21 protein-coding genes are annotated in these 23,467 nt (G+C 44.5%); 15 read left to right on the top strand and 6 right to left on the bottom strand.

Annotation, left to right across the window (positions count from 1 at the left end; all coding sequences use genetic code 11):
- The first annotated feature begins 743 nt into the window (after positions 1-743).
- Entirely contained in the window at positions 744-1,277 is a 534-nt protein-coding gene (locus JV36_RS0112490; RefSeq protein ID WP_032095140.1) for a PH domain-containing protein, read from the top strand.
- A 162-nt stretch (positions 1,278-1,439) separates the two neighbouring features.
- Here the strand turns inward: JV36_RS0112490 and gpmA are convergent, their stop codons facing one another.
- Positions 1,440-2,186 (bottom strand): 2,3-diphosphoglycerate-dependent phosphoglycerate mutase, encoded by a 747-nt coding sequence (gpmA, locus tag JV36_RS0112495; protein WP_032095141.1) that lies wholly within the window; start codon positions 2,184-2,186, stop codon positions 1,440-1,442.
- A 182-nt stretch (positions 2,187-2,368) separates the two neighbouring features.
- Complete coding sequence (locus JV36_RS0112500) at positions 2,369-2,827, bottom strand: cupin domain-containing protein (RefSeq protein ID WP_032095142.1); 459 nt, start codon at positions 2,825-2,827, stop codon at positions 2,369-2,371.
- 334 nt (positions 2,828-3,161) lie between these two features.
- Between JV36_RS0112500 and acnA the strand changes: the two genes are divergently transcribed.
- The gene (acnA, locus tag JV36_RS0112505) at positions 3,162-5,879 is read left to right on the top strand and encodes an aconitate hydratase AcnA (RefSeq protein WP_032095143.1); all 2,718 of its coding nucleotides are present in this window, start codon (positions 3,162-3,164) and stop codon (positions 5,877-5,879) included.
- 119 nt (positions 5,880-5,998) lie between these two features.
- Here the strand turns inward: acnA and JV36_RS0112510 are convergent, their stop codons facing one another.
- The gene (locus tag JV36_RS0112510; protein ID WP_081926613.1) at positions 5,999-8,215 is read right to left on the bottom strand and encodes a GspE/PulE family protein; all 2,217 of its coding nucleotides are present in this window, start codon (positions 8,213-8,215) and stop codon (positions 5,999-6,001) included.
- Positions 8,216-8,838: 623 nt separating this feature from the next.
- On the opposite strand from JV36_RS0112510, the gene rpsJ reads away from it, so the two are divergent.
- The 12 genes from rpsJ (at position 8,839) to JV36_RS0112570 (ending at position 15,243) form a co-directional block, all read left to right on the top strand.
- Positions 8,839-9,150, top strand: a complete 312-nt coding sequence (gene rpsJ / locus JV36_RS0112515; protein WP_006012796.1) for a 30S ribosomal protein S10 — start codon at positions 8,839-8,841, stop codon at positions 9,148-9,150.
- 18 nt (positions 9,151-9,168) lie between these two features.
- On the top strand, positions 9,169-9,807 hold the full coding sequence (gene rplC, locus JV36_RS0112520; RefSeq protein ID WP_032095144.1) for a 50S ribosomal protein L3: 639 nt from the start codon (positions 9,169-9,171) through the stop codon (positions 9,805-9,807).
- An 18-nt stretch (positions 9,808-9,825) separates the two neighbouring features.
- The gene (gene rplD, locus JV36_RS0112525) at positions 9,826-10,431 is read left to right on the top strand and encodes a 50S ribosomal protein L4 (protein ID WP_032095145.1); all 606 of its coding nucleotides are present in this window, start codon (positions 9,826-9,828) and stop codon (positions 10,429-10,431) included.
- Entirely contained in the window at positions 10,428-10,727 is a 300-nt protein-coding gene (rplW, locus tag JV36_RS0112530) for a 50S ribosomal protein L23 (RefSeq protein ID WP_012516959.1), read from the top strand. Before rplD ends, rplW begins: the two co-directional genes overlap by 4 nt.
- 14 nt (positions 10,728-10,741) lie before the next feature.
- On the top strand, positions 10,742-11,566 hold the full coding sequence (gene rplB, locus JV36_RS0112535) for a 50S ribosomal protein L2 (RefSeq protein WP_032095146.1): 825 nt from the start codon (positions 10,742-10,744) through the stop codon (positions 11,564-11,566).
- Between the two features lie 15 nt (positions 11,567-11,581).
- The gene (rpsS, locus tag JV36_RS0112540) at positions 11,582-11,857 is read left to right on the top strand and encodes a 30S ribosomal protein S19 (RefSeq protein WP_012516961.1); all 276 of its coding nucleotides are present in this window, start codon (positions 11,582-11,584) and stop codon (positions 11,855-11,857) included.
- Positions 11,858-11,868: 11 nt separating this feature from the next.
- Positions 11,869-12,201, top strand: coding sequence for a 50S ribosomal protein L22 (gene rplV / locus JV36_RS0112545; RefSeq protein WP_032095147.1), 333 nt, complete (start codon positions 11,869-11,871; stop codon positions 12,199-12,201).
- Positions 12,202-12,210: 9 nt separating this feature from the next.
- Entirely contained in the window at positions 12,211-12,915 is a 705-nt protein-coding gene (rpsC, locus tag JV36_RS0112550; protein WP_032095148.1) for a 30S ribosomal protein S3, read from the top strand.
- Positions 12,916-12,917: 2 nt separating this feature from the next.
- Entirely contained in the window at positions 12,918-13,328 is a 411-nt protein-coding gene (rplP, locus tag JV36_RS0112555) for a 50S ribosomal protein L16 (protein ID WP_032095149.1), read from the top strand.
- Positions 13,328-13,519 carry a 50S ribosomal protein L29 gene (rpmC, locus tag JV36_RS0112560; protein ID WP_014947980.1) on the top strand — a complete coding sequence of 64 codons (192 nt, stop codon included), beginning with the start codon at positions 13,328-13,330 and terminating at the stop codon, positions 13,517-13,519. The genes rplP and rpmC overlap by 1 nt, the downstream gene beginning before the upstream one ends.
- Positions 13,519-13,776, top strand: a complete 258-nt coding sequence (gene rpsQ / locus JV36_RS0112565) for a 30S ribosomal protein S17 (RefSeq protein ID WP_032095150.1) — start codon at positions 13,519-13,521, stop codon at positions 13,774-13,776. The genes rpmC and rpsQ overlap by 1 nt, the downstream gene beginning before the upstream one ends.
- Before the next feature lie 159 nt (positions 13,777-13,935).
- Entirely contained in the window at positions 13,936-15,243 is a 1,308-nt protein-coding gene (locus JV36_RS0112570) for a 3-deoxy-D-manno-octulosonic acid transferase (RefSeq protein ID WP_032095151.1), read from the top strand.
- 447 nt (positions 15,244-15,690) lie between these two features.
- Here JV36_RS0112570 and JV36_RS0112575 read toward each other — a convergent pair whose 3' ends face one another.
- Positions 15,691-17,502 (bottom strand): cation:proton antiporter, encoded by a 1,812-nt coding sequence (locus tag JV36_RS0112575; RefSeq protein ID WP_032095152.1) that lies wholly within the window; start codon positions 17,500-17,502, stop codon positions 15,691-15,693.
- A 348-nt stretch (positions 17,503-17,850) separates the two neighbouring features.
- On the opposite strand from JV36_RS0112575, the gene JV36_RS0112580 reads away from it, so the two are divergent.
- Positions 17,851-18,639: a hypothetical protein gene (locus JV36_RS0112580; RefSeq protein ID WP_152561508.1), complete on the top strand. Its 789-nt coding sequence runs from the start codon at positions 17,851-17,853 to the stop codon at positions 18,637-18,639.
- Between the two features lie 100 nt (positions 18,640-18,739).
- On the opposite strand, the gene JV36_RS0112585 is transcribed toward JV36_RS0112580, so the two are convergent.
- Both JV36_RS0112585 and JV36_RS0112590 read right to left on the bottom strand, forming a co-directional pair.
- Positions 18,740-20,650, bottom strand: a complete 1,911-nt coding sequence (locus JV36_RS0112585) for a methyl-accepting chemotaxis protein (RefSeq protein ID WP_032095154.1) — start codon at positions 20,648-20,650, stop codon at positions 18,740-18,742.
- A gap of 484 nt (positions 20,651-21,134) precedes the next feature.
- The gene (locus JV36_RS0112590; RefSeq protein ID WP_032095155.1) at positions 21,135-23,333 is read right to left on the bottom strand and encodes a M3 family metallopeptidase; all 2,199 of its coding nucleotides are present in this window, start codon (positions 23,331-23,333) and stop codon (positions 21,135-21,137) included.
- Between the last annotated feature and the right edge of the window lie 134 nt (positions 23,334-23,467).

Genomic DNA, 23,467 nt, shown 5'->3' on the forward strand with positions numbered 1-23,467 from the left:
AGTGTGGGGTTTCCCCATGTGAGAGTAGGACACTGCCAGGTCCCATTAAGAAAAACCCGCCTAACGGCGGGTTTTTTGCTTTCAGCCCCAAAAAAATAATGGGGGTCAGAACCGCATTAATCCCCCAATTACATTCATTACATCGAACCTACCGAAGATAAAACAGGGTCAGAACCCAATTTATTGTTATTTTTAGCGCTGAACTCTGACTATCGAACTCAAAAATAAATGGGGTCAGATCCCCATTAATCGCCAATCTCAACAAACATAATCAAACTCAGCGCTCATAAAGGAGGAACAGAAACCTACTGTTGTTATCTATAGGCTCAAACTAGAATAGCCAACAGAAAATGTGGACCTGGCCCCCTTTATTACTGCCCCAAAAAAATAATGGGGGTCAGGTCCGCATTTATCCCCCAATTACATTCATTACATCCAACCTAACGACATAAAACAGGGGCAGAACCCAATATATAGTCGTGTTCAGTGTTTAATTCTGGCTATCGAACTCAAAAATAAATGGGGTCAGATCCCCATTAATCGCCAATCTCAACAAACATAATCAAACTCAGCGCTCATAGAAGAGGAACAGAACTCTACTGTTGTTACCTATAGGCTCAAACTAGAATAGTTAACAGAAATTGTGGACCTGATCTCCTTTATTATTTATGTGGTTCTGACCCCATTTATTCTCTATTATCGGTGTTCGCTATTATTTTTGAATTATAAAAAGGGACTAACTGATGTCAGAGAGAGTAATTTTAGAGGCGACGTTTAATCCATCGGTAAAGACCTACTGGCTGGTCAGTCTATTGTTGTTTTCGACACTAATTGTAATAGGTATCCCTTTTCTCATAATTTCCATTCCATTGTTTTATTTTATTAGCGGCAGAACACTCGCTGCCATGTCAGCCACTATTACTGAGCGTAAGTTGGTTGTAAAAAGAGGGATATTTAACAAGGAAGAGAAGTCGATACCCTTGGAAAAAATTACTGATGTGGCGATGGTTCAGGGCCCTCTAATGAGATTGTTTAATCTGCATCGATTATCGTTTGAAACCGCAGGTCAATCCGCGCAGGGCGCGTTAGTTTCGCTCATCGGTATAAATGATGCCGCTAACTTCAGAGAAACAATTCTAACCCAAAAAGACCAGAATGCATCTGGGATGAGGTCTACGTCAAACTCAACTGACAACGATCAAACTGAAATGTCGCTACTTATTGATAGTGTAAAGCGAATCGAAGTACTTTTGGAGAAGTTGGTTAACGCTAAATAAATTATCGCTTGGAAAAGGTAATAAATTTTTCGCCCATAGCGCATTGATAAAAAACAAAAAAGCCAGCTGATTGCTGGCTTTTGTAATTGAGTATTCTATAAGCTCTCTAGCCTTACGCTACATGGCCCTAGACTATTTCGCTTTGCGGTAATTGGCCTTACGCTATTTCGCCTTACCTTGTTTTGCAACAGCATCCATCATTGCTTTGATAGCTTCTGGGTCGCCAAGATACTCTTTTGAAATAGGCTTAAGGTTTTCATCTAGTTCGTAAACTAAAGGAACGCCCGTAGGGATATTAAGTCCTAGTACTTCTTCATCAGACATACCGTCTAAGTATTTCACCAAAGCACGCAAACTATTGCCGTGCGCTGCAATGATCACACGTTTACCATCTTGAATTTGAGGACGAATAACGTCATGCCAATAGGGAAGCACACGCTCTATTGTCAACTTAAGACTTTCACCACGTGGTAATATTTCAGCATCTACATTGTTGTAGCGGCGATCATGCCCAGGGAAATGTTCACTGTCAGTTTCTACAGCCGGCGGTGGGGTATCAAAACTACGACGCCATACCTTCACTTGTTCTTCGCCATGCTTAGCAGCAGTTTCTGCTTTGTCTAAACCTGTAAGCGCACCATAGTGACGTTCGTTTAAACGCCAGTGACGTTCAACAGGTAGGTAGTGTTGGCCCATCTCTGCAAGTGCGATATTCAGTGTTTTGATTGCGCGAAGCAATACAGACGTGTAAGCCTGATCGAATTCGAATCCTGCTTCCTTAAGCATCTGACCAGCGGTTGTTGCTTGCGCAATACCAGTATCGGTCAATTCAACGTCATGCCACCCAGTGAAACGATTTTCTAAGTTCCACTGACTCTCTCCGTGACGAATAAGTACCAATTTATACATAGTTGGGCTACCTGCGGGGGTTGAGTAAAATTGCCTAACAGCCTATAAAATTTAGACGTGCAGACGTATATTCAAGATTTGTGTAATATCATCCTTGATCGGCGATAAAAAATCCAGCGTCAACCCCTATAAAATCTGAGGTAAGACCAAACTAAAATAAAGAAGTGTTGCGCAAGTGGGCGCTATATAAATTTGCTCATACTCGGATGATATGTGTCCAACCAGAGCGCAATTGACGGATCGTCGATAAAGCTAAAATCCTCAAAATCGAACCCCGGCGCTACTGTACAACCCACTAAGCTATAATCTCCAGTACTGAACGCCGCTTGATAATTGCCAGCAGGCACAATATCGACATAACCCTTTTCTTGGCTACCTATTGTTTTCTGCGTAAGCGTTTTATCGTGTAATTGAATTAATTGTAACGGTGCACCTTCATAATGATTCCACACCTCATCATGAAGCACGCGATGGAAGCGGCTCATTTCGCCTTTTAGTAAAAGAAAGTAAATATGGGTGAGCGCAGCTCGGGGTTGTCCATGTGCATGAGACATAGTTGTACTTGCTGATTTATAGACTTGTTTAAAATATCCGCCTTCTGGATGTGGGGCTAAATCATATTTTTGAATAAGTGGGTGCATACGCTTTATTCTTTTTGTCAGTGGGTTGGTATAGGTTTGGTAACTCCAATTCTATACCTATGACACACGAACAGTAAAAACTAAAACGAGAAGCTCGGCAACAAAGCAGACCCTTACTTGGTAACCTACAATGATAAATATAAGGTAATAGTACGCTAACTAAATAGATGAGTTGAAAAATACCACATTACATGAACTTTTTTTCATGTCTAATGCGTATAAGAATTAGCAGCTGAACGTTTAGGTGTACACGCTGCACTCTAGGTCTTTCCTAAAGTCTTCTCGTTCAGCGAACATTATAGAATTCGAACAGGCAAATAAGGATAGTGACCATATGACCTATAAGTCTTTTTCAGACCTTGAAGTAAAGGGTAAAACTTTCAAGGCTATCAATCTCGACAGCATCAATGAAAAGTACGCACTCGATCGCCTTCCCTTTTGCATCAAGGTACTTTTAGAAAATCTGGTTCGCCATGAGGACAAAGAATTTGTCTCTAGCGAAGATATTGAACATGTTGCTAAGTGGGATACATCAAACAACGAAGAACTCGAAGTTTCTTTCGTCCCTGCAAGAGTTATTCTGCAAGATTTTACCGGTGTTCCGGCTATTGTCGATTTAGCGGCTATGCGCGATGCAGTAGACCGTCTTGGCGGAGACGCTCAAGCTATTAATCCGTTAAACCCAGTAGAGCTCGTCATTGACCACTCCGTAATGGTCGACCATTTCGCAGAAGAAAATGCCCTACAGAAAAACACTGATATAGAAATTGAGAGAAACCGCGAACGTTATCAGTTCCTGAAGTGGGGACAGTCTAGTTTCGACAATTTCAAAGTGGTGCCTCCAGGTCGTGGTATCGTCCACCAAGTCAACCTTGAATACCTAGCGCGTTGTGCGTTCACTAAAGAAACGGATGAAGGCAACTTCGTTTATCCAGATACCTTAGTCGGTACAGATTCTCACACCACAATGATTAATGGCTTAGGCGTACTAGGTTGGGGTGTGGGCGGTATCGAAGCTGAAGCCGCCATGCTGGGTCAGCCTGTAACCATGCTATTACCTAATGTTGTGGGCTTTAAATTAGAGGGTAAGCTTCCTGCTGGAGTGACTGCCACTGATATGGTACTTACCATCACTCAACAGCTTAGGTCGCACGGTGTTGTGGGTAAATTTGTTGAGTTCTTTGGTCCAGGCTTGAAGCATCTTACTACAGCCGACCGAGCCACTATTGCCAATATGGCACCAGAATACGGTGCTACGTGCGGAATTTTCCCCATTGACGATGTAGCTCTTGATTATCTTCGCTTAACTGGCCGAGATGAGGCGCAAATTGAGCTTGTTGAGAAGTACGCTAAGTACAGTTCGCTATGGCATGACGACTACTCAAAAGACGCTGAATATCACGAAACACTTGAGCTGAACTTAAACGACGTAGTTCCCTCTATTGCAGGGCCTAAACGTCCGCAAGATAAAATTGCGCTCGATAAAGCGGCTGAAGCATTTAACGAATGGCATCGCTCACAAATTGATGTGAAGGTACTTGATGAAGAAACAGAATTTGTGGCCGAGGGCGGTCTAGTCGGCGGCAGTGATGTTGACGAAGAACATGATTCCTATGTGAATTTCAGAAATAGCAAATTCAATTTAGAAGATGGGGCAATAGTAATTGCGGCCATCACGAGTTGTACAAACACCTCTAACCCCTCTGTACTTGTGGCCGCAGGATTATTAGCACAAAAAGCAGCAGAGAAAGGGTTAACCAGTAAGCCGTGGGTAAAAACTTCTCTTGCACCAGGTTCGCAAGTAGTAACCCAGTACTTGGAAGATGCCAATTTGATGGCGCCATTAGAAGCGCTTGGTTTTAACTTGGTAGGATATGGGTGTACAACATGTATTGGTAACTCGGGGCCGCTACCCGACCCTATTACCGATGCCATAAGAAAAGCTAAACTCACTGTTACCTCTGTTCTGTCGGGCAACCGAAACTTCGAGGGGCGTATTCACCCAGATGTTGCTGCAAACTATTTAGCTTCACCGCCGCTTGTCGTGGCTTATGCATTAGCAGGCAACATGAACGCGGATATTACTAAGGAGCCTTTAGGTAAATCTAAAGATGGCGAGCCTGTATATCTCAAAGATATATGGCCTTCAGAAGAAGAAATTCAAAAGTACATTACTGAAAACGTAACCGGTGCACTCTTTAAAGAAAAGTATGCAGATGTGTTTAAGGGCAGCGGTGAGTGGAACGAGCTGAGTGTTAGTGAAACGTCGGTCTACGATTGGCCTGATTCAACGTACATCAAGCATCCTCCGTTCTTCGAGGTGATGGAGAAAGAACCGGCTGCGCTTCAATCTATCGAAAATGCACGGTGTTTGGTAAAAGTGGGCGATTCAATCACTACCGACCATATTTCACCGGCGGGGGCCATTGCGCCAGATAGCCCTGCAGGTGAATATCTCCAAGCTCAGGGCGTCGATCCAAAAGACTTCAACTCTTATGGCTCACGTAGGGGTAATCATGAAGTCATGATGCGAGGTACATTTGCCAATGTGCGCTTGCAAAACCAATTAGCACCGGGCACGAAAGGAAGCGCTACAACCCATTATCCAAGCGGCGATAGCATGTCTATATTTCATGCTGCTATGCGCTACAAAGACGATGGCGTACCAGCTGTAGTAATCGGCGGAAAAGAATATGGTACCGGCTCAAGCAGAGACTGGGCTGCCAAAGGACCCTCGCTAATGGGTGTGAAGGCTGTGCTAGCAGAAAGTTACGAGCGTATTCACCGTTCTAACTTGATTGGCATGGGAATACTACCGCTACAGTTTAAAGAAGGCGACTCTGCATCTTCTTTAGACATAAAAGGCAATGAATCTTTCTCAATTGAGCCTGTAGAGCGAGGCCAGAAAGAGGTTAGCGTAACAATGGAAACCGATGACGGAGAGTCGAAAGTATTTAGCATGGACATTAGAATAGATACGTCTAATGAGTTTACTTACTTTGAGAATGGCGGGATCCTTCATTACGTTATCCGTGAATATCTCCGTAAATAAAGAGATGTTTCGATAAGGTCTTAATATAAAAATGGGTCTTTTCGATATAAGCGCTCACAAAGAAAAAGGCCTTCGTTATTACGAAGGCCTTTTTTATTAGTTTTTTTAAGTCTCTTCTATTAATCGCCACTGACTATTTGCACTTGTGCTAAATCAGTATCGCCTTTAAGTACTTTAAAGATGGCGTCTTGTACCAGAGTACGCATGCCATCATCGGTGGCTTGCTTTTTCATCTGCGCTACACTCGATTCTTTGTATACTAGCGAGCGAAGTTCGGGTGTCATACCAAGTAATTCATGAACACCCGTTCTGCCTTTATAACCCGTGTTACCACATTCTGAGCAACCTTTTGCTTTATAAAGCTCCGGAATCCCAGAGAGGTTGAGCTCATGCATTTGGTCTTTACCATACTGGCGCTCAATAAACGCCATATCGGTATCTGATGCTACGTATTTTTCTTTACACTTCCCGCACAGCGTTCGAATAAGACGCTGGGCAAGTATACCTACACAGGCATCTGAAAAGTTAACCGGGTCTAACCCTAAATCGAGCAAGCGAGTAATTGTTTCCGGCGCCGAGTTTGTATGCAGGGTAGATAATACCAAGTGACCTGTCAGTGACGCTTCAATACCCGCATGAGCCGTTTCTTTGTCTCGCATCTCACCGATAAGAATAATATCTGGATCAGCACGTAAGAACGCACGCAATGCATTGGCAAAGGTGAAACCAATTTTGGGGCTTACTTGAACTTGCTGTAAACCAGGCTGTGTAATTTCCACCGGATCTTCAGCAGTCCATATCTTTTTCTCAGGGGTGTTTAAGTACCCAAGAATGGCATGCAGTGTCGTTGTTTTACCTGAACCTGTGGGCCCTACCACAAGAAGAATACCGTGGGGCTTTTTAATCATATCTTCAAGGCGGGCACGATTGTTGGGCGCCAAATTCATTTTATCTATTGGCATAGCACCGCCCGAGGCCAATATCCGCATTACTACGCCTTCACCTGCAACAGTGGGAATAGTCGCTACACGAACTTCAACAAGCTGACCGTTCATTCTAAAGGCTAGCTTACCGTCTTGAGGAACGCGTTTTTCGGCTATGTTCAAATTCGACATTATCTTAATACGGGCTATCACCGCATTATGGTGAGAGTGGGGCACTTGGTTCATGTCTCGACACACACCGTCTACGCGCATACGTACGCGGGTAGGGGCGTTCTTCTCAGGATCTATGTGAATATCTGACGCATTGAGTCGCTTCGCATCATGTAACACACGGCTTACCAAACGAACAACCGCCGGGGCGTCATCTGAAAGCTCATCGAATTGGTCTTCTTTTTCATCACTAGACGTACCGATTTCATCTAGGATATCACTCATTTCACCGGGGCCGCCGCCACCGCTGTTCTCACCAAGGTATTGCAGTATTAAACTTGGTAGGCTAACCGCAATTTCATAGCTCTCTATACCCATTGCAGTCTCAATTTCCATGAGAAGCGCTGCGTTATTGGGTTCTGCCATTAATACGATGGGCTTATCGTGCGCATCAGCAATAACAGCAACATAGTTGCGTTTTAGATACGACACATTGAGTTTACTTTCATTTTCAAAGCGATGATATTTGTCGGGCAAGTAAGGAATAAAGGGCACTTGGTAATGAATAGAGAGAGAGTTACCAATTTCTTCTTCGGGAATACGATGTTCCGAAATAAGCCGTTGTACAAACGCTCGAATATCTGGTGTCGATAAATTAAGCTCTTCTAATGTGTGCTCATCTAACAGGCTTTTGTGCACGAGTAAGTCGAATGGGTTATTCGTTCCACCTAGCTCAAAACGAAATTTGTCCCCTAATATAAGTGCAAGTGCGTTACCCAATTTGAGATCATCTTGAGAAAAGGCGCTATCGGTCTTGTTGATGATTTGAATAACACCCATCAACACCCCTGCATTCATTATAGGAACGCATAGAATATTTTGGGTTTTGAAGTCGTTGTCTTTGTCGAACTTGCCTTCAAAGCGTAATCTTGGATGAATACTTTGAAGCATTGTCGCGTTGTAGGGGTCGTCAATCACAACCGGTTTTTGCGACAGCGCAACGTACCCGGCTATCGACATCGCATTGATGGGTACCTTTATCTCCAGCGTTTCCTTACCTGTCTTAAATCTTGCAACAAGATCTTGATGCTGGCGGCGACGCTGGAAAATACTCATCCGCTGAGCACCAAACAACTCTAGAATAATTGGTTCGAGCAAACCATAGGCATCAAGTAACGTAGAGTGATTGTTTAATATGCGCTTGATTTGCGAAAATGTTTGTTGATTATTAACTACTTCCATATTCCCACTACTTAACGGTGTGAAACCTTGTGCTTCATCCCTTTCTTACGAAAATGTTTGCACGTTGCTATCATGCGGCGAACACGCTGCTAAATAGCTACTATATACCTACAACAACGGTAACGATATAGGTTTACGTAAACTGGAGCAACAATGGACGTGTAATAAGCGCTAGGCTACCCGTTTCAGGCTGAGGGCATTACATGCGCTAGGTTACAGGTAGCTTCGCTAGATGGTCTGTACTCAATCGCTTGGATCAAATCGAATACACTATTTCGATTGTGCTAATTCGATTGTACTAATTCGATTGTGTCGGGGTAAATTCATTTTTCTGTCATATATACGGTACAAAAAGCAAACTAGTAGTTGCATTGACGGTTAGCATCTGTATAATTCGCGCCCACTGTCCTATTTGGGCAATGAGTTTTTAGCCGCAACCACACTGCTTTTAGGGTGGCTGCCGACGTAAGAGATTTGTCTTTACCGACCAAGCTATTACAAGCGTGCTAGAAATAAGAACAGGGTTCCAATTGGGAACCATCGGTTTACGCACATCCTTTCTCTCTGAACGAAATAGAGAAGAAGGGGTGAATTTTTTTGTTCTTTCGATTGGAGCTTAATCGATGCCAAATCAAAGAATTCGTATTCGTTTGAAAGCGTTTGATCACAAGTTGATCGATCAGTCTACGGCTGAAATCGTTGAAACGGCGAAACGTACTGGTGCTCAGGTCAGCGGTCCTATTCCACTGCCTACTCGCAAAGAACGCTATACGGTATTGACATCTCCTCACGTAAATAAAGATGCACGTGACCAATATGAGATTCGTACTCACAAGCGTTTGGTAGACATCATCGAACCAACTGATAAAACAGTTGACGCGTTGATGCGTTTGGACTTGGCTGCTGGTGTTGATGTTCAAATCAGCCTGGGCTAACAAGAGAGGGTTATAACAATGGCGATTGGTCTAATCGGTCGTAAAGTGGGTATGACTCGCATCTTCACTGAAGATGGCACGTCAATCCCTGTGACTGTTATTGAAGCGACCCCAAACCGTGTTACTCAGTTACGCACTGAAGAAACTGACGGTTATCGCGCTCTTCAGGTTACTGCTGGAACTAAGAAAGCTAACCGCGTCAACAAAGCCGAAGCAGGTCACTTTGCTAAAGCTGGTGTTGAAGCTGGTCGCACTCTAGCAGAATTCCGCCTAGAAGATAACGAAGGTAACGATATTGAAGTAGGCGGTGAAATCACTGTTGAAATCTTTAACGATACCAAAAAGATTGATGTCACTGGTACATCAAAAGGTAAAGGTTTTGCTGGCGCGATCAAACGTTGGAACTTTAGTTCTCAGCGTATGACTCACGGTAACTCTTTGTCTCACCGTGCTCCTGGTTCAATTGGCCAAAACCAATCACCAGGTAAAGTTTTCAAAGGCAAGAAAATGGCTGGTCAGCTTGGTAACAAGCAAGTGACTACGCAGTCTTTGGAAGTTGTACGTGTTGACGTAGAGAACGGCCTTATCCTTGTTAAAGGTGCCGTACCTGGCGCAACTGGCAATGACGTTATCGTCAAGCCAGCTGTTAAAGCGTAACGTCTGGGGAGTGAACTGATGGAATTAACATTGAAAGACGCGCAAAGCGCTCTTGAAGTATCCGAAGCGACCTTTGGACGTGAATTCAACGAAGCCTTGGTACACCAAGTCGTTGTAGCTTACGGTGCAGGCGCGCGTCAGGGTACAAAAGCGCAGAAAACTCGCGCTGAAGTTCGTGGTGGCGGTAAGAAGCCATGGCGTCAAAAAGGTACTGGCCGAGCTCGTGCTGGTACAATCCGTAGCCCAATTTGGGTTGGCGGTGGCCGTGCTTTCGCAGCTAAGCCTCGTGACTTCGAACAAAAAGTTAACAAGAAAATGTATCGCGGTGCGATTAAGAGCATTTTGTCAGAACTAATTCGCCAAGATCGTTTGATCGTGGTTGAGAAGTTCGGTGTTGAAGCACCTAAGACAAAAGAACTTATTGCTGCACTTAACGAATATGAACTGAAAGATGTTCTTATCGTTACTCCTGAAGTAGATGAAAACTTGTTCCTAGCGGCTCGCAACTTGTATAAAGTTGACGTTCGCGACGTAGCAGGCATTGACCCAGTGAGCTTGATTGCATTCGAAAAAGTGCTAATTACTGCTGATGCGGTTAAACAACTTGAGGAGGCGTTAGCATGAAAGAAGAACGTCTACTGAAGGTGCTAGTAGCACCTCACGTTTCAGAAAAGTCTACAATGGCTGCTGAAGCGAACAACACAGTTGTATTTAAAGTAGCCAAAGACGCGAACAAAGCCGAAATTAAAGCTGCAGTTGAAAAACTGTTTGAAGTTGAAGTTGAAGGTGTTCGCACAGTGAACGTTAAAGGTAAGACTAAACGTCACGGTATGTCTTTCGGTAAACGCAGCGACTGGAAAAAGGCCTACGTGGTTCTTAAAGAAGGTCAGGACATCGACTTTGTCGGTGGCGCTGAGTAAGAAGGGGATTAGAAATGCCATTATTGAAAGCTAAGCCAACTTCTGCCGGTCGTCGTCACGTTGTTCAGGTTACTAACCCTGACCTGCACAAAGGTGCACCGTACGCACCTTTGCTTGAAAAGAACAGCAAATCTGGCGGTCGTAACAACAATGGTCGTATTACTACGCGTCACATTGGTGGTGGTCATAAGCAACACTATCGTGTGATCGACTTTAAACGCAACAAAGATGGCATTCCAGCCAAAGTTGAGCGTTTAGAATACGATCCAAACCGTTCTGCTAACATTGCACTAGTATTGTATGCAGATGGTGAACGTCGTTACATTCTGGCTCCAAAAGGTATGAAAGCTGGTGATGCAATCCAGTCTGGTTCGGATGCTCCGATCAAGTCTGGTAACACATTGCCTATGCGTAACATTCCTGTTGGTAGTGTTGTACACGCAATTGAAATGAAGCCTGGTAAGGGTGCACAAATTGCACGCTCTGCTGGCGCTTACGCTCAGATCTTAGCACGTGACACTAACTACGTTACTTTACGTCTACGCTCTGGCGAAATGCGTAAAGTATTATCTGATTGCCGCGCCACCATCGGTGAAGTTGGTAATGCAGAACACATGCTTCGTTCATTGGGTAAAGCTGGTGCAACGCGCTGGCGTGGTATCCGTCCTACCGTTCGTGGTGTTGCCATGAACCCGGTTGATCACCCACACGGTGGTGGTGAAGGGCGCACGTCTGGTGGTCGTCATCCAGTATCTCCTTGGGGTGTTCCTACCAAAGGTAAGAAAACCCGAAGCAACAAGCGTACCGATAAACTTATCGTACGTCGTCGTAACAAGTAACAGCGAGGATTCACCATGCCACGTTCTCTCAAGAAAGGTCCATTTATCGACCTTCACTTGCTGAAGAAGGTAGAGGCTGCAGTGGAAAAGAACGAACGTAAACCAATTAAGACTTGGTCTCGTCGTTCCATGATCATCCCAGATATGATTGGGTTGACCATTGCGGTCCATAACGGTCGACAACATGTACCTGTCATTATTAGTGACGAAATGGTCGGCCACAAGTTGGGCGAATTTGCGCCAACGCGTACTTACCGCGGCCATGTCGCGGATAAGAAAGCTAAACGTTAAGGGGTAGGAAGATGGAAGCATTAGCTAAACACCGTTTTGCCCGCACGTCGGCTCAAAAGGCACGCTTGGTTGCGGATCAGGTTCGCGGTTTACACGTAGAGAAAGCACTAGAAGTTCTTACGTACAGCCCGAAGAAAAGCGCAGCGCTAGTAAAGAAAGTTTTGGAGTCTGCGATTGCTAACGCAGAGCACAACGAGGGCGCGGATATCGACGAGCTCGTCGTAGCCAAAATCTTTGTTGACGAAGGTCCAACTATGAAGCGAATCAAAACACGCGCCAAAGGCCGTGCTGATCGCATCTTTAAGCGCAGCAGTCACATTACTGTGGTTGTAGCGGATAACTAGGAGTAGATAATGGGACAGAAGGTACATCCTACAGGTATACGCCTGGGTATCAGTAAACCATGGACTTCTACCTGGTACGCTAATACTGCAGACTATGCGGACAACCTGTATAACGATCATCAGGTACGTCAGTATCTGACTAAGCAACTAAAGAACGCTTCACTTTCTAAAATCGTGATCGAGCGTCCTGCTAAGAGCATCCGTGTGACTATTCACACAGCTCGTCCAGGCGTTGTAATCGGTAAGAAAGGCGAAGACGTAGAGAAGTTGCGTAACTATGTATCTAAGCTAGCCGGTGTGCCAGCTCAGATCAACATCGCTGAAGTACGTAAGCCAGAGCTAGATGGTCAGTTAGTAGCTGACAGCATTTCTAGCCAGCTAGAGCGTCGCGTTATGTTCCGTCGTGCTATGAAGCGTGCGGTACAAAATGCAATGCGCTTGGGCGCTAAAGGTATTAAAGTTGAAGTTAGCGGTCGTTTAGGCGGAGCAGAAATTGCACGTTCTGAATGGTATCGTGAAGGTCGCGTTCCACTGCACACTTTCCGTGCAGATATCGATTACGCAACCTCAGAAGCATCAACAACTTACGGCATCATCGGCGTTAAGGTTTGGATCTTCAAGGGTGAAGTTCTAGGTGGATTACCTACAACTCAAGAGCAGCCACCGGCTTCTCAACCTAAGAAGAAAGGCCGCAACGCTAAGCGAGAGGGCTAATCATGTTACAACCAAAACGCATGAAGTTCCGTAAGATGCACAAAGGCCGCAACCGCGGCATGGCTGCAGGAAGCACTGTAGCCTTTGGTACTTACGGCCTTAAAGCGACTGGCCGCGGTCGAATGACTGCGCGTCAAATCGAAGCAGCGCGTCGTGCTATGACTCGTCACGTTAAGCGTCAAGGTAAAATTTGGATTCGAGTTTTCCCTGACAAGCCAATTACTGAGAAGCCTCTAGAAGTGCGTCAAGGTAAAGGTAAAGGTAACGTTGAGTACTGGGTATGCCAAATTCAGCCTGGTCGTGTTCTTTATGAGATGGAAGGTGTTCCTGAAAATCTTGCACGCGAAGCGTTTGAATTGGCAGCGGCTAAACTGCCATTTAAAACAACCTTTGTAACTCGGACGGTGATGTAATGAAAGCGACTGAACTGAAAGAAAAAAGCGTAGAAGAGCTGAACGCAGAGTTGATTAACCTGCTACGCGAACAGTTCAACCTGCGCATGCAGCACACAACAGGCCAGCTTGAAAAAACTGACCAGTTGAGAAAAGTACGTCGTAACATCGCGCGTGTTAAAACCATTCTGACTCAAAAGGCTGATGCGTAATGACTGAGCAAAAAATTCGTACAGTGCAAGGTCGTGTGGTTAGCAACAAGATGGATAAAACCATTACTGTTGTTGTTGAACGTTTTGTTAAACACCCTATCTACGGGAAGTTCATCAAGCGCTCTACTAAGCTTCACGCCCACGACGAAAGTAACGTATGCAACAAAGGCGACTTAGTAACTATAAGTGAATGTCGTCCGCTATCTAAGAACAAAACTTGGATGCTTGTAGACGTTCTTGAAAAAGCAGGCGTATAATCGCTTACTTTTTTAAAGTCTTAAAAAAGCCGCTTTCGAGCGGCTTTTTTGTTTTCTATTACTGATAGAAATTCTGCAAATAAGTATACTTAGCCCCATACACCCCTTATTGTTACCTTCTACATGTTAGATTTTTCTACTGAGTGTTAAGGAAGATATATGTCTGCTGAAAAGCGAGACTGTGGCAAGCCCACACTCGTCGATGAACTTTGCCGCTGGTTGTATTCATTTTTACTCCTTCTTTTAATTCCCTTAGCAATAGCAAAACTTGCCGGTAAAAAACGGGACCAACACTCACTGTACTCACACGGAAAGTTTGAGAGATTTGGCATTGTACCTACGCCACCTAGTCATAATGGTTATTTAATACATTGTGTATCTGTGGGTGAGGTGGTTGCTGCTTCCTGTGTCATTAAGCAGTTACTCATTGATGAACCCCATACAAGCATTACAGTTACCACAACGACCTCTACAGGCTCAGCGAGAGTAAGAGACATCTTTGGCGATAAGGTTAACCATTGTTACCTGCCATTTGACGTTTCACTATGTATGGCAATGATGCTCAAACGTATTCAGCCGAAAGCAGTGCTGGTCACCGAAGTGGAACTATGGCCAAACATGGTTCATATGTGCTGGAAGCGTAAGGTACCCGTTGTGGTAATCAATGCAAGAATGACAGATAGGTCTGCACGTCGATATCAAAAAATAAGCAGGGTTTTCCAGCCTATGCTTAATAAAGTGAGCCACGTATGCGCTCAAGGTGAAGGAGATTACCGCAATTATTTGGCTTTAGGGCTACCAGAGCAGAAACTGACCCTCACCAATAATATAAAGTTTGATCAAGCTGCTTCAGTGTCTACAGCCTCTGCTCGTTTTATGGGGCTGGAAAGTCACAACGGGCCAATTTTAGTTGCTGGCAGTACTCATGCCCCAGAGGAAGAATCGATAATAGAGGCGGCAAAACGTCTGTGGAAATCTCACCCTACTCTTGTGGTCATTATCGTGCCTCGCCATCCGGAACGTTTCGATACGGTTGCTGAATTACTGGTATCACATGATATAGCGTTTACAAGAAGCTCCTTAGCGACCACCTTTGACATAAACAAACCAGTAATTTTGCTTGATGAAATGGGACGCTTGAATCACGCGTATTCGGTTGGCACCATCGCCTTTGTTGGGGGCTCTATAGCAGATAGAGGCGGACATAACGCACTCGAACCCGCTGCTTTTTCACTGCCTATTTTAATGGGGCCCAACACGTACAATAATCCGGTCATCTGCCAACACTTAATTGACCGCGGCGCACTGAAGATTGTACGTAATGCACAAGAAATTGCACAAACCTGCGGCACATGGCTTTCGTCACAAGAGACTCGACAAAAAGCAGGAAACGCAGGCAGTCTGGTACTAAGTGAAAACAGGGGTGCATTGCATAAAACCTTATTTTGCCTAGCCCAGTCTATTTAATATTGGTAGTGATATTGTTAAGTAACGATAAGAGACATTAAAGACTCACCTTAACGAGGAAGACATGTATATAAGATAGGGTGATAGGGTAAGCTAAGGCGAGACAAAGCAAGAAAAAGTAAAAAAGAGAAGCGCAACACAATAGTTGATGTCAGTAAATCATGTGTTCATCTTAGACTTTTGGTTAATATGTGAACCCCAGTACAGTGCGCTGGGTGCACCATGTTGAAACGAGGTGTTAACGGCGACCGTGTTGATTTTACTCGGAATTAGCCTAACTTATTGTAACTAAAAGATTTTGAAAATCTGGTTTAGCTTTTGCAAACAATTACGTCGACGATGTAGCAGTAGTAAAATTCAAACAATAAAGTTCGTTCTAAACGTACACTGCGTTACGCGTTTTCCAGGGAGAGGCCTCCTGCCGATGGCAGGAGGTTTTCTTACTTTCTACTCAGAGCCATCTTGTGATACAGGTTCCGGCTCTACCAAGCTAATTAAGCGCCATCCTGCCTTAGGTTCAATACTGTTCCCGTTAATAAAGGTAAAGCTTTTTCCATCACTATCAATGGCAATAAGCGGTGTGGCTCTATCACCATACTTATGAATGTATTGCTCATAATCAAACTCTTCTGAGAGTGGTGTGGTTTTAATCGTAGACCCCTTTGCAACCGCAGAGGCCAAATAACCATAAGTTACACCCTCATCAAACAACATCAGTTTTTTCGCGTATTGGTTGCTCACTTGATGACTAGGACGTGTAGATTGCTCATTATTGGTTAGCGCCCATACCTTGTCTTTGCCCAGCGTATTCTCGAAGTGATAGGCAATAGGTGGATTCAACTGCTTATAGGGAGACATAATAAGCACAGTGCCAATAGTGGATAGTTCCAAATGGCGAGCCGCGTGATCTGACATAGGGTTACCAAAATAAACTGGAATGTCCATCATTCTAGCTTCTCTAATGGCATCCCAGTTGGTGTCGGTCACAACGACATCGAGCTTCTGGTTTAACATTTCTGTTGCCAACATACGATTGAACTTACTGCCGCCGAAGAACAGGTAGCCAGTAGGTGCTGGCGCCCGAACCTTAAGTAGCGTAGCGACAGAGCGAGCGGTAATGCTTTGCACAACAACGGTTGCAATGATAACCATAAACACAATAGGCACTATAATGCCTGCGCCCTCGTAGCCAATCTCCTCTAATTTTAATGAGAAAAGTGCAGATACTGCTGCGGCAACAATTCCACGTGGTGCTATCCAGCTGAGAAGCGCAATTTCGTTAAGCTTCAAGCCTGTACCAATACTTGAGACCAACACAGATATTGGGCGTGCAATAAACATAATTATGGCAAGCACCACCAGCGTACCCCAGCCAACGGCAACCACGGAGTCTAGGTTTAATCGTGTGGCCAGTAAAATAAAGAGACCTGAGATAAGCAGCACGCTGAGTGTTTCTTTAAACTCTAAAATATCCTCTACATCCACATCTTTCATGTTGGCCATTACCATGCCAGTAATAGTCACCGCCAATAGCCCTGATTCGTGAGCGACATAGTTAGACGCGGCAAAGACACCTAAAATAATGGTTAGCACTGCGGTATTGAGGAGATAGTGGGGGATCCAGTCTTTACGTACACACATGCCAAGGAAATAGCCTGAGGCAAGCCCAAGAAAAGAGCCAATGCCTATGGTCTTGCTAAAGGCGATAAAGGTTTGAGTAATGGCGGTTTCCTGCGATGCCACAATAAACTCAAATACTAACACTGCCAGTAATGCCCCAATAGGATCGATAATAATCCCTTCCCATCTGAGTATGTTAGCTAGGTTAGTATGGGGGCGCACTGTTCTGAGCATAGGCACTATAACAGTGGGGCCGGTCACCGTCACGATAGCGCCGAATAGACAGGACAGTTGCCAGGTGAGACCCAAACAATAGTGCGCGGCTGCGGCAGAGATAATCCCTGTTATTAGAACGCCTACGGTACATAGGTTGCGTACCATGTTGCCATGCCCGGCTATGTCTTTAAACTTCAGCGTAAGCGAGCCTTCAAACAAAATGATAGCAACGGAAAGTGAAACCACCGGAAACAGTAAGTCGCCAAATAAAGCATCGGCATCGAGTATGCCAAACACTGGGCCTACCACAATACCAACAATAAGAAGAGGCAGTATGGCGGGAAGCCGAACCCGGTATGCCAAGTATTGACAGCCGATAGAGAGTAAACCTACCGCAACAAGAGAGAGTAAGGGATCAGACACGATTATTTCCTTATTAACATCGGTGTAGTTCCGTAGCTAACATCACGCGCCGCTACTATTTTATTAATTTTCGTTAATACACATACGGGTATTGATAGTGTTTAGACCAAAGACGGTCTTGCTTACACGTTATTCTTGTAGGCACTGAGCGGTGCACTCTCTGCGCTCTCTTCAATGTACAAATAAACGCTTCAATAATACACGGTAAAGATCAACACGCCCCTGAATATTTGCTATTCTTTTCACTTCTTATGAACAGTTCCATAGAGATAGTCTGTGACATATTCTTTCATACCTTCATTGCGTTTGGCTTACGCAGTATCAATACTCTGCGCAGTGAGCGGTTGCATGGCCCCGATCCCTTCCTCATCAAAAGGCCTACACATAGAAGAGACGATAACCTTACCTCCAATGCTGTCAGAAACATCAGGGCTTTTTTGCGCAGATGACCATGTGCTGTCAATCAACGATTCAGGGAATGCGCCCGCTGTATTTAAAGTAAGTTATAGCGGCAAACTGAAACAAACAATTACTCTGCCCATTATTAACAATGACTGGGAAGCAGTAAGTGCAGACAGTGATTACTTTTATGTCGCCGATATTGGCAACAACAAAGGGCAGAGAGAGCAGGTTGCAGTTTATAAAGTGAATCAGCAAAATGTGAAAGACATCGAAACGCTGTCAATCAAATACGCTGCTAATAACGTGAATAGCAACATTCCCTATGCCCATGATTACGACGCCGAAGCCATGGTGAAAAAAGGCAATGAATTACTGCTTTTCTCCAAGAGTTGGAGCTCGGGTATTACTCATGTTTATCGAATAAATGAAGGTGAAAGTCTGCAAGTGCTTACGCCATTCGCTGCCCTATCTGGTTTGCCAGGCGTCGTCACAGGAGTGGACTATGATTCGGGTAAACAACAATACGTGGTCGTAGGTTACAAATCAGACCCTTTTGGTAATTTCGCAGCCTTTATCGCTGAAGTGTCGCAAGACTTCACATTAACCTCTATTTGGCCGTTAGAGGGTTATAAGCAGGTTGAGGGAGTGTGTGTGGATAAAGGCGGTAACTATTGGTTTACCGAAGAAAAAACCGAGACCCGTGCGGCATCTCTTACGAAAGCATCTTTTCAATAGCCGGTGGTACGTCTTTAGAGACCTAGCGAAGTAGCGCACTGGTTGTAACCAGTACGCTACTTATATCAAGCACTAATTAAAACAAGTGCGCTATGCAGGTTTAAATCTTAAACCTATTAACTTCAATTGATAGCGCCTTAGCAAGTTCATCTAGCCTGTCGCTCACGCTAACTAGCACCTGAGTCGCATTTAAGGTTTCTTCACTAGAAGCACTAATATCGTTGATATTGCGGCTGATATCCTCTACCACAACGGCTTGCTGCTCAGTGGCTGTGGCCACTTGGGTGTTCACGTCATTGATGGTTGAAATTTCGTGAGTAATCTTTTGAAGCAAGGCGTCAATCTCGTTAGTGGCTGTCACCACGTCATCGGTTTTTGTGCGGCTCGTTTCCATTTGATCTACCGCAGACTTAGAGTCTTGCTGAAATTTATCAATTTTCACCTGGATTTCATCAGTGGCTTGGGCTGCTCGCTGAGCCAACGTTCGTACTTCATCTGCTACCACTGAAAACCCGCGACCATGATCGCCAGCCCGAGCTGCTTCAATAGCCGCATTTAACGCAAGTAGGTTGGTTTGTTCTGAAATACCTCGAATAGTATCAAGAATGCCACCGATAGCGCTGGTGTGCTCATCGAGAGACTGAATTACCCCAGATACCGTTTGTATCTGCCCGCTTAAGTCTTGAATAGCAACTACGGCCTTTTGCGTAACTTGTCGACCTTGTTCTGAGTTTGTATTTGCTTGATTAGCGTTTTGCGCCGCGTGAGTTGCCGATTGAGCTACTTCACTCACTGTACTGCCCATTTCAGTTAATGCCGCAGCGGCTTGCAACGTTTGGTCACGCTGACTCTTTGTTGAGTGCTCGGTTTGTTGTGACTGACGGATAACGTCAGCCGCAGATAATTTCAATTCTTCACTGGTTTTTGCCACCTTAGAAATGGTGGCGTGTAAATGGTCGATGAACTGATTGAAACCTTCAACGAGGCGGGCAATTTCTTTTTGCTCTGGAACCGGTATACGTGCACGAAGGTCGCCTTCACCTTTTCCTAACTGTTGGAAAATATCTGCAAGTGATTCAAGGGGCTTGGTTAATGTGCCTGCAAGCCAAATACCGATGAGCGCGAAGCCGCCAGCGATGATCAATGACCAAATAATGATTTGCTGGCTTCCTGCATTCAAAGACGCGTAAAGTTCGCTTTCAGGAACCTGAGCGACAACATACCAACCCGCTTTCTTTACATAAGTGCTCGCATACAGCATTTTGCCATTGTCTTGTTCGCTGGTAGCCATGGCGAAGTCTTGTTTAGTTAGCAAAGCCGATGCAGTTTGATTATCACTGACAGAGGCTAACTTAGCTTTACCTAAAAGCTTTGTATCGGGGTGAGCGATAATCGTTCCCGACCCGTCAACAAGATAGACAAAGCCAGTTTGTGCAATTTTAACGGCATTGATGATGGTAAGCAGCTCATCAACGGATTTTGCAACACCTGACATGCCACTGCCGTTAATTTGCTGATAATTTGCAAACAGTCGATACCCTTGACCAGGTTCATTGTACAAACTGAGTGAAATTGGCTCACCGCTGCCCTTATAGGCGAAGAACCACCCGTCGAACTCGTCATTTTTTAAGGTGCGTAAGAAACCATCTTGATTCCAATACTTGTAGGTATTTCTATCGACAAAAGAAGCGACGGTAAGATCGTTAAAACTCACAATGTCGTTGAGATAGTTAAGCAATCTGCGTTCGCCAGCTTTATCTGCACCACTGGCCGACCACGCTAAAATATCCGGGTTCGAGGCAATGCTGTGGGCAACGGTAAGCATTACATTTGCTTCGCTATCCACGCGGTTTCCAATTTGCTTTAACAGGGCGGTAAGTTGCAGCGTTTCCATGTTTTCTTTAACGAGGTCACGAGCAATCCACTGACTAATAGACCCAACTAAAATAGATGCCGCTAGTACAGCAACAATAAGTGAAATAATGAGTTTTTGCTTAATACTGAAAGTCATAGCTTTCGACCACGTAAGTTAATGCTGATACACGTAAGTTAATGCTGCAAATAGGAACATAGCACGGCAAGCAATACAGCAAGCACCGCAACGTCCGAATTAATACAGCGCTATTTGGCTAATTACACTCTGTGTCATTATTCTTTTTATTTTACAGATATTTTTATTACACAGAGTTTGAAGGTGCTGAATATTCAATACCTAGAACTTGATACCTAGTATCTAGTACTTAACACCTAGTTTTAGGCTAATACGTCATAATGCCAAAATGCATGGACTTAAAATACATAGACTTAAAATGCATAGTCTTGAAATACATAGCGCCAGAATAAAGTGTATCGGCCAATGTGTGTCAAAGTTAATGGTATTGATAAACAGCCGTTCATTTAAGATTGTGCGGCATAACTGACTGAAGGGTCAATGAAAAAAGCCGCCAATTTATGGCGGCTTTGTTACTAAAAAGTGACTGATGTAAACAGGGTGTTTACTCGTCGTTTGATTTCGGGATTGGGAATCCTCTATCGCGCATTAGTGCATCTACTTCTGCATCACGTCCACGGAATTTGCGATACGCTTCTGCTGGGTCCATCGCATTGCGAACAGAGAATAGGTATTTCACCAAACGATCGCCAACTTCCTTATCGTAAAAACCGCCAGGGGCTTCCATAAAGGCTTCGGCTGCATCGGCAGTCAGTACTTCTGCCCACATATAACCGTAGTATGCAGCGGCGTAACCTTCACCTGAGAATACATGACCAAAGTGCGGAGAACGGTGACGCATAACAATCTCTTCAGGCATATCGAGCTTAGTTAGCTCTTCACGCTCAAACGCATCTGGGTCGATATCTTCAGGGTTGGTGGTGTGGTATTTCAAGTCCATGATGGCTGACGCCATATACTCTGTCGTCTTAAAGCCTTCATTGAATGTTGATGCCTTTTTAATCTTCTCAACAAGAGACGCGGGAATTGGTTCACCTGTCTCGTGGTGTACTAAGAACTGGTTAATCACCTCATCGGTTGTTAACCAGCGCTCGAGTAGCTGAGATTGAAACTCGGTGTAATCGCGAACGCCAGAGTGCGAAGACGGATACTTAACGTCAGCAGATAGGAAGTGAAGGGCATGACCAAACTCGTGGAAATACGTTTCTGCATCATCCCAAGAGATTAGCGTCGCTTCGCCCTCAGCACCCTTTACAAAGTTAGAGTTGTTTGAAGATAACACCGTCTTCTTACCGTCAAACGTGGTATACGAGCGATACGTTGTTGCCCATGCACCCGAACGCTTACCTTTGCGAGAGAATGGGTCAAGGTACCAAAGACCGATGTGTTCACCGCTGTCTTTATCTGTTACTTCCCAAACTTTGACGTCTTCGTGGAATACAGAAACTTTTCCTTCTTCTATTGGAGTGAAGTTAAAGTTAAATAAACGACCGGCGACGTAAAACATCGCTTCGCGAAGCTTATCAAGCTGCAGGTACTGCTTCACTTCGTTTGAATCTAAGTCGTACTTATCTTTGCGTACTTTTTCGGCATAAAAACGGTAGTCCCAAGGCTTAATAGTAATATCTGCGCCTTCAGCTTCTGCAACTGCCTGCATATCGGCAACTTCTTCTTCAACCCGAGCAATAGCAGCGGGCCATACTTTCATCATTAGCTCCATCGCATTTTCTGGGTTTTTCGCCATGCGATCTTCTAAACGCCACTGAGCATAGTTTTCATAACCAAGTAGTTCAACACGTTCGTCACGCAGCGTTAATATTCGCTTGATGATTTTATTGTTATCGAAATCATCTGCGTTATCGCCGCGATTATAATACGTACGCCATACCTGTTCGCGTAGCTCGCGGTTTGTAGAATAGGTGAGGAACGGATCCATAGAAGAGCGGCTATTAGTAATGGCGTACTTACCTTCTTCGCCTCGAGACGAGGCAGCGGCTTTTGCTGCTTTCACAAATGATGCCGGCAGGCCATCTAACTGCTCTTCTGTGATGTAAGTCACATAATTTTCTTCATCAGCAAGTACATTGCTAGAGAAGTTGGTGTGCAGTGTCGCTAGCTCTTTATTAATTTCCGCATAACGCTTTTTGCTTTCGCTATCTAGTGTTGCACCGTTGCGTGCAAAGCTGTTGTAAGTCATCCACGCAATACGCTGTTCTTCAGCAGTAAGCGATGATAACTCGTCAGATTCGTAAACCGCTTTTACACGAGCAAACAGTTTTTCGTTCTGCGTAATTTTGGTAAAAAATGAAGACAAGATAGGAGACATTTCTGCCTGAATTTCGCGGAATTCAGGGCTTGATTTGTTCGCGCTCCAAATGCCGTAGTAGGTAAATACGCGGCCGAGTTCTGCGCCAGCACGTTCCATTTCCACAATAACATTGTCGAATGTTGGCGGTGCGTCATTATTGGCAATAGCATCTATTTCTTCTAAATTTAACGCCATCGCTTTTTCAAGAGCTGGTTTTAAATCTTCTAGTGACATCTTGTCGAAGGCCGGCACGCCGCCGTACGGTCCTTTAAATTCTTGCAGCAATACGTTGTCGAACTGTGCGGTACTTGATGAATCCATCCCCGCTGTTTCAGGTACTGGCGCAACCGAGGTTTCAGCAACTTTTTGTTCTGAACATGCACTTAGCGCAACGACAACAGCCATTGCGGTGAGTGACGACTTAAAGTTTCTCATGAGGTTTCCTGTCTTTTGTTATGATTTTATACCTCTTTATTGGCGAGGTATTTTGACGTAGTAACATACTAAGGCAATGTAAATATAAGTTAAATGCTCTTTACCGTAATAGTAGGTTAACAGACCTTCACTGT

Source organism: Alteromonas sp. LOR, assembly GCF_000753865.1.
Classification (GTDB): domain Bacteria; phylum Pseudomonadota; class Gammaproteobacteria; order Enterobacterales; family Alteromonadaceae; genus Alteromonas.

Bases quoted from the DNA above. Each gene is read 5' to 3' on its own strand.
- JV36_RS0112490 (WP_032095140.1), top strand. From the start codon at position 744: ATGTCAGAGAGAGTAATTTTAGAGGCGACGTTTAATCCATCGGTAAAG.
- gpmA (WP_032095141.1), bottom strand. From the start codon at position 2,186: ATGTATAAATTGGTACTTATTCGTCACGGAGAGAGTCAGTGGAACTTA.
- JV36_RS0112500 (WP_032095142.1), bottom strand. From the start codon at position 2,827: ATGCACCCACTTATTCAAAAATATGATTTAGCCCCACATCCAGAAGGC.
- acnA (WP_032095143.1), top strand. From the start codon at position 3,162: ATGACCTATAAGTCTTTTTCAGACCTTGAAGTAAAGGGTAAAACTTTC.
- JV36_RS0112510 (WP_081926613.1), bottom strand. From the start codon at position 8,215: ATGGAAGTAGTTAATAATCAACAAACATTTTCGCAAATCAAGCGCATA.
- rpsJ (WP_006012796.1), top strand. From the start codon at position 8,839: ATGCCAAATCAAAGAATTCGTATTCGTTTGAAAGCGTTTGATCACAAG.
- rplC (WP_032095144.1), top strand. From the start codon at position 9,169: ATGGCGATTGGTCTAATCGGTCGTAAAGTGGGTATGACTCGCATCTTC.
- rplD (WP_032095145.1), top strand. From the start codon at position 9,826: ATGGAATTAACATTGAAAGACGCGCAAAGCGCTCTTGAAGTATCCGAA.
- rplW (WP_012516959.1), top strand. From the start codon at position 10,428: ATGAAAGAAGAACGTCTACTGAAGGTGCTAGTAGCACCTCACGTTTCA.
- rplB (WP_032095146.1), top strand. From the start codon at position 10,742: ATGCCATTATTGAAAGCTAAGCCAACTTCTGCCGGTCGTCGTCACGTT.
- rpsS (WP_012516961.1), top strand. From the start codon at position 11,582: ATGCCACGTTCTCTCAAGAAAGGTCCATTTATCGACCTTCACTTGCTG.
- rplV (WP_032095147.1), top strand. From the start codon at position 11,869: ATGGAAGCATTAGCTAAACACCGTTTTGCCCGCACGTCGGCTCAAAAG.
- rpsC (WP_032095148.1), top strand. From the start codon at position 12,211: ATGGGACAGAAGGTACATCCTACAGGTATACGCCTGGGTATCAGTAAA.
- rplP (WP_032095149.1), top strand. From the start codon at position 12,918: ATGTTACAACCAAAACGCATGAAGTTCCGTAAGATGCACAAAGGCCGC.
- rpmC (WP_014947980.1), top strand. From the start codon at position 13,328: ATGAAAGCGACTGAACTGAAAGAAAAAAGCGTAGAAGAGCTGAACGCA.
- rpsQ (WP_032095150.1), top strand. From the start codon at position 13,519: ATGACTGAGCAAAAAATTCGTACAGTGCAAGGTCGTGTGGTTAGCAAC.
- JV36_RS0112570 (WP_032095151.1), top strand. From the start codon at position 13,936: ATGTCTGCTGAAAAGCGAGACTGTGGCAAGCCCACACTCGTCGATGAA.
- JV36_RS0112580 (WP_152561508.1), top strand. From the start codon at position 17,851: ATGGCCCCGATCCCTTCCTCATCAAAAGGCCTACACATAGAAGAGACG.
- JV36_RS0112585 (WP_032095154.1), bottom strand. From the start codon at position 20,650: ATGACTTTCAGTATTAAGCAAAAACTCATTATTTCACTTATTGTTGCT.
- JV36_RS0112590 (WP_032095155.1), bottom strand. From the start codon at position 23,333: ATGAGAAACTTTAAGTCGTCACTCACCGCAATGGCTGTTGTCGTTGCG.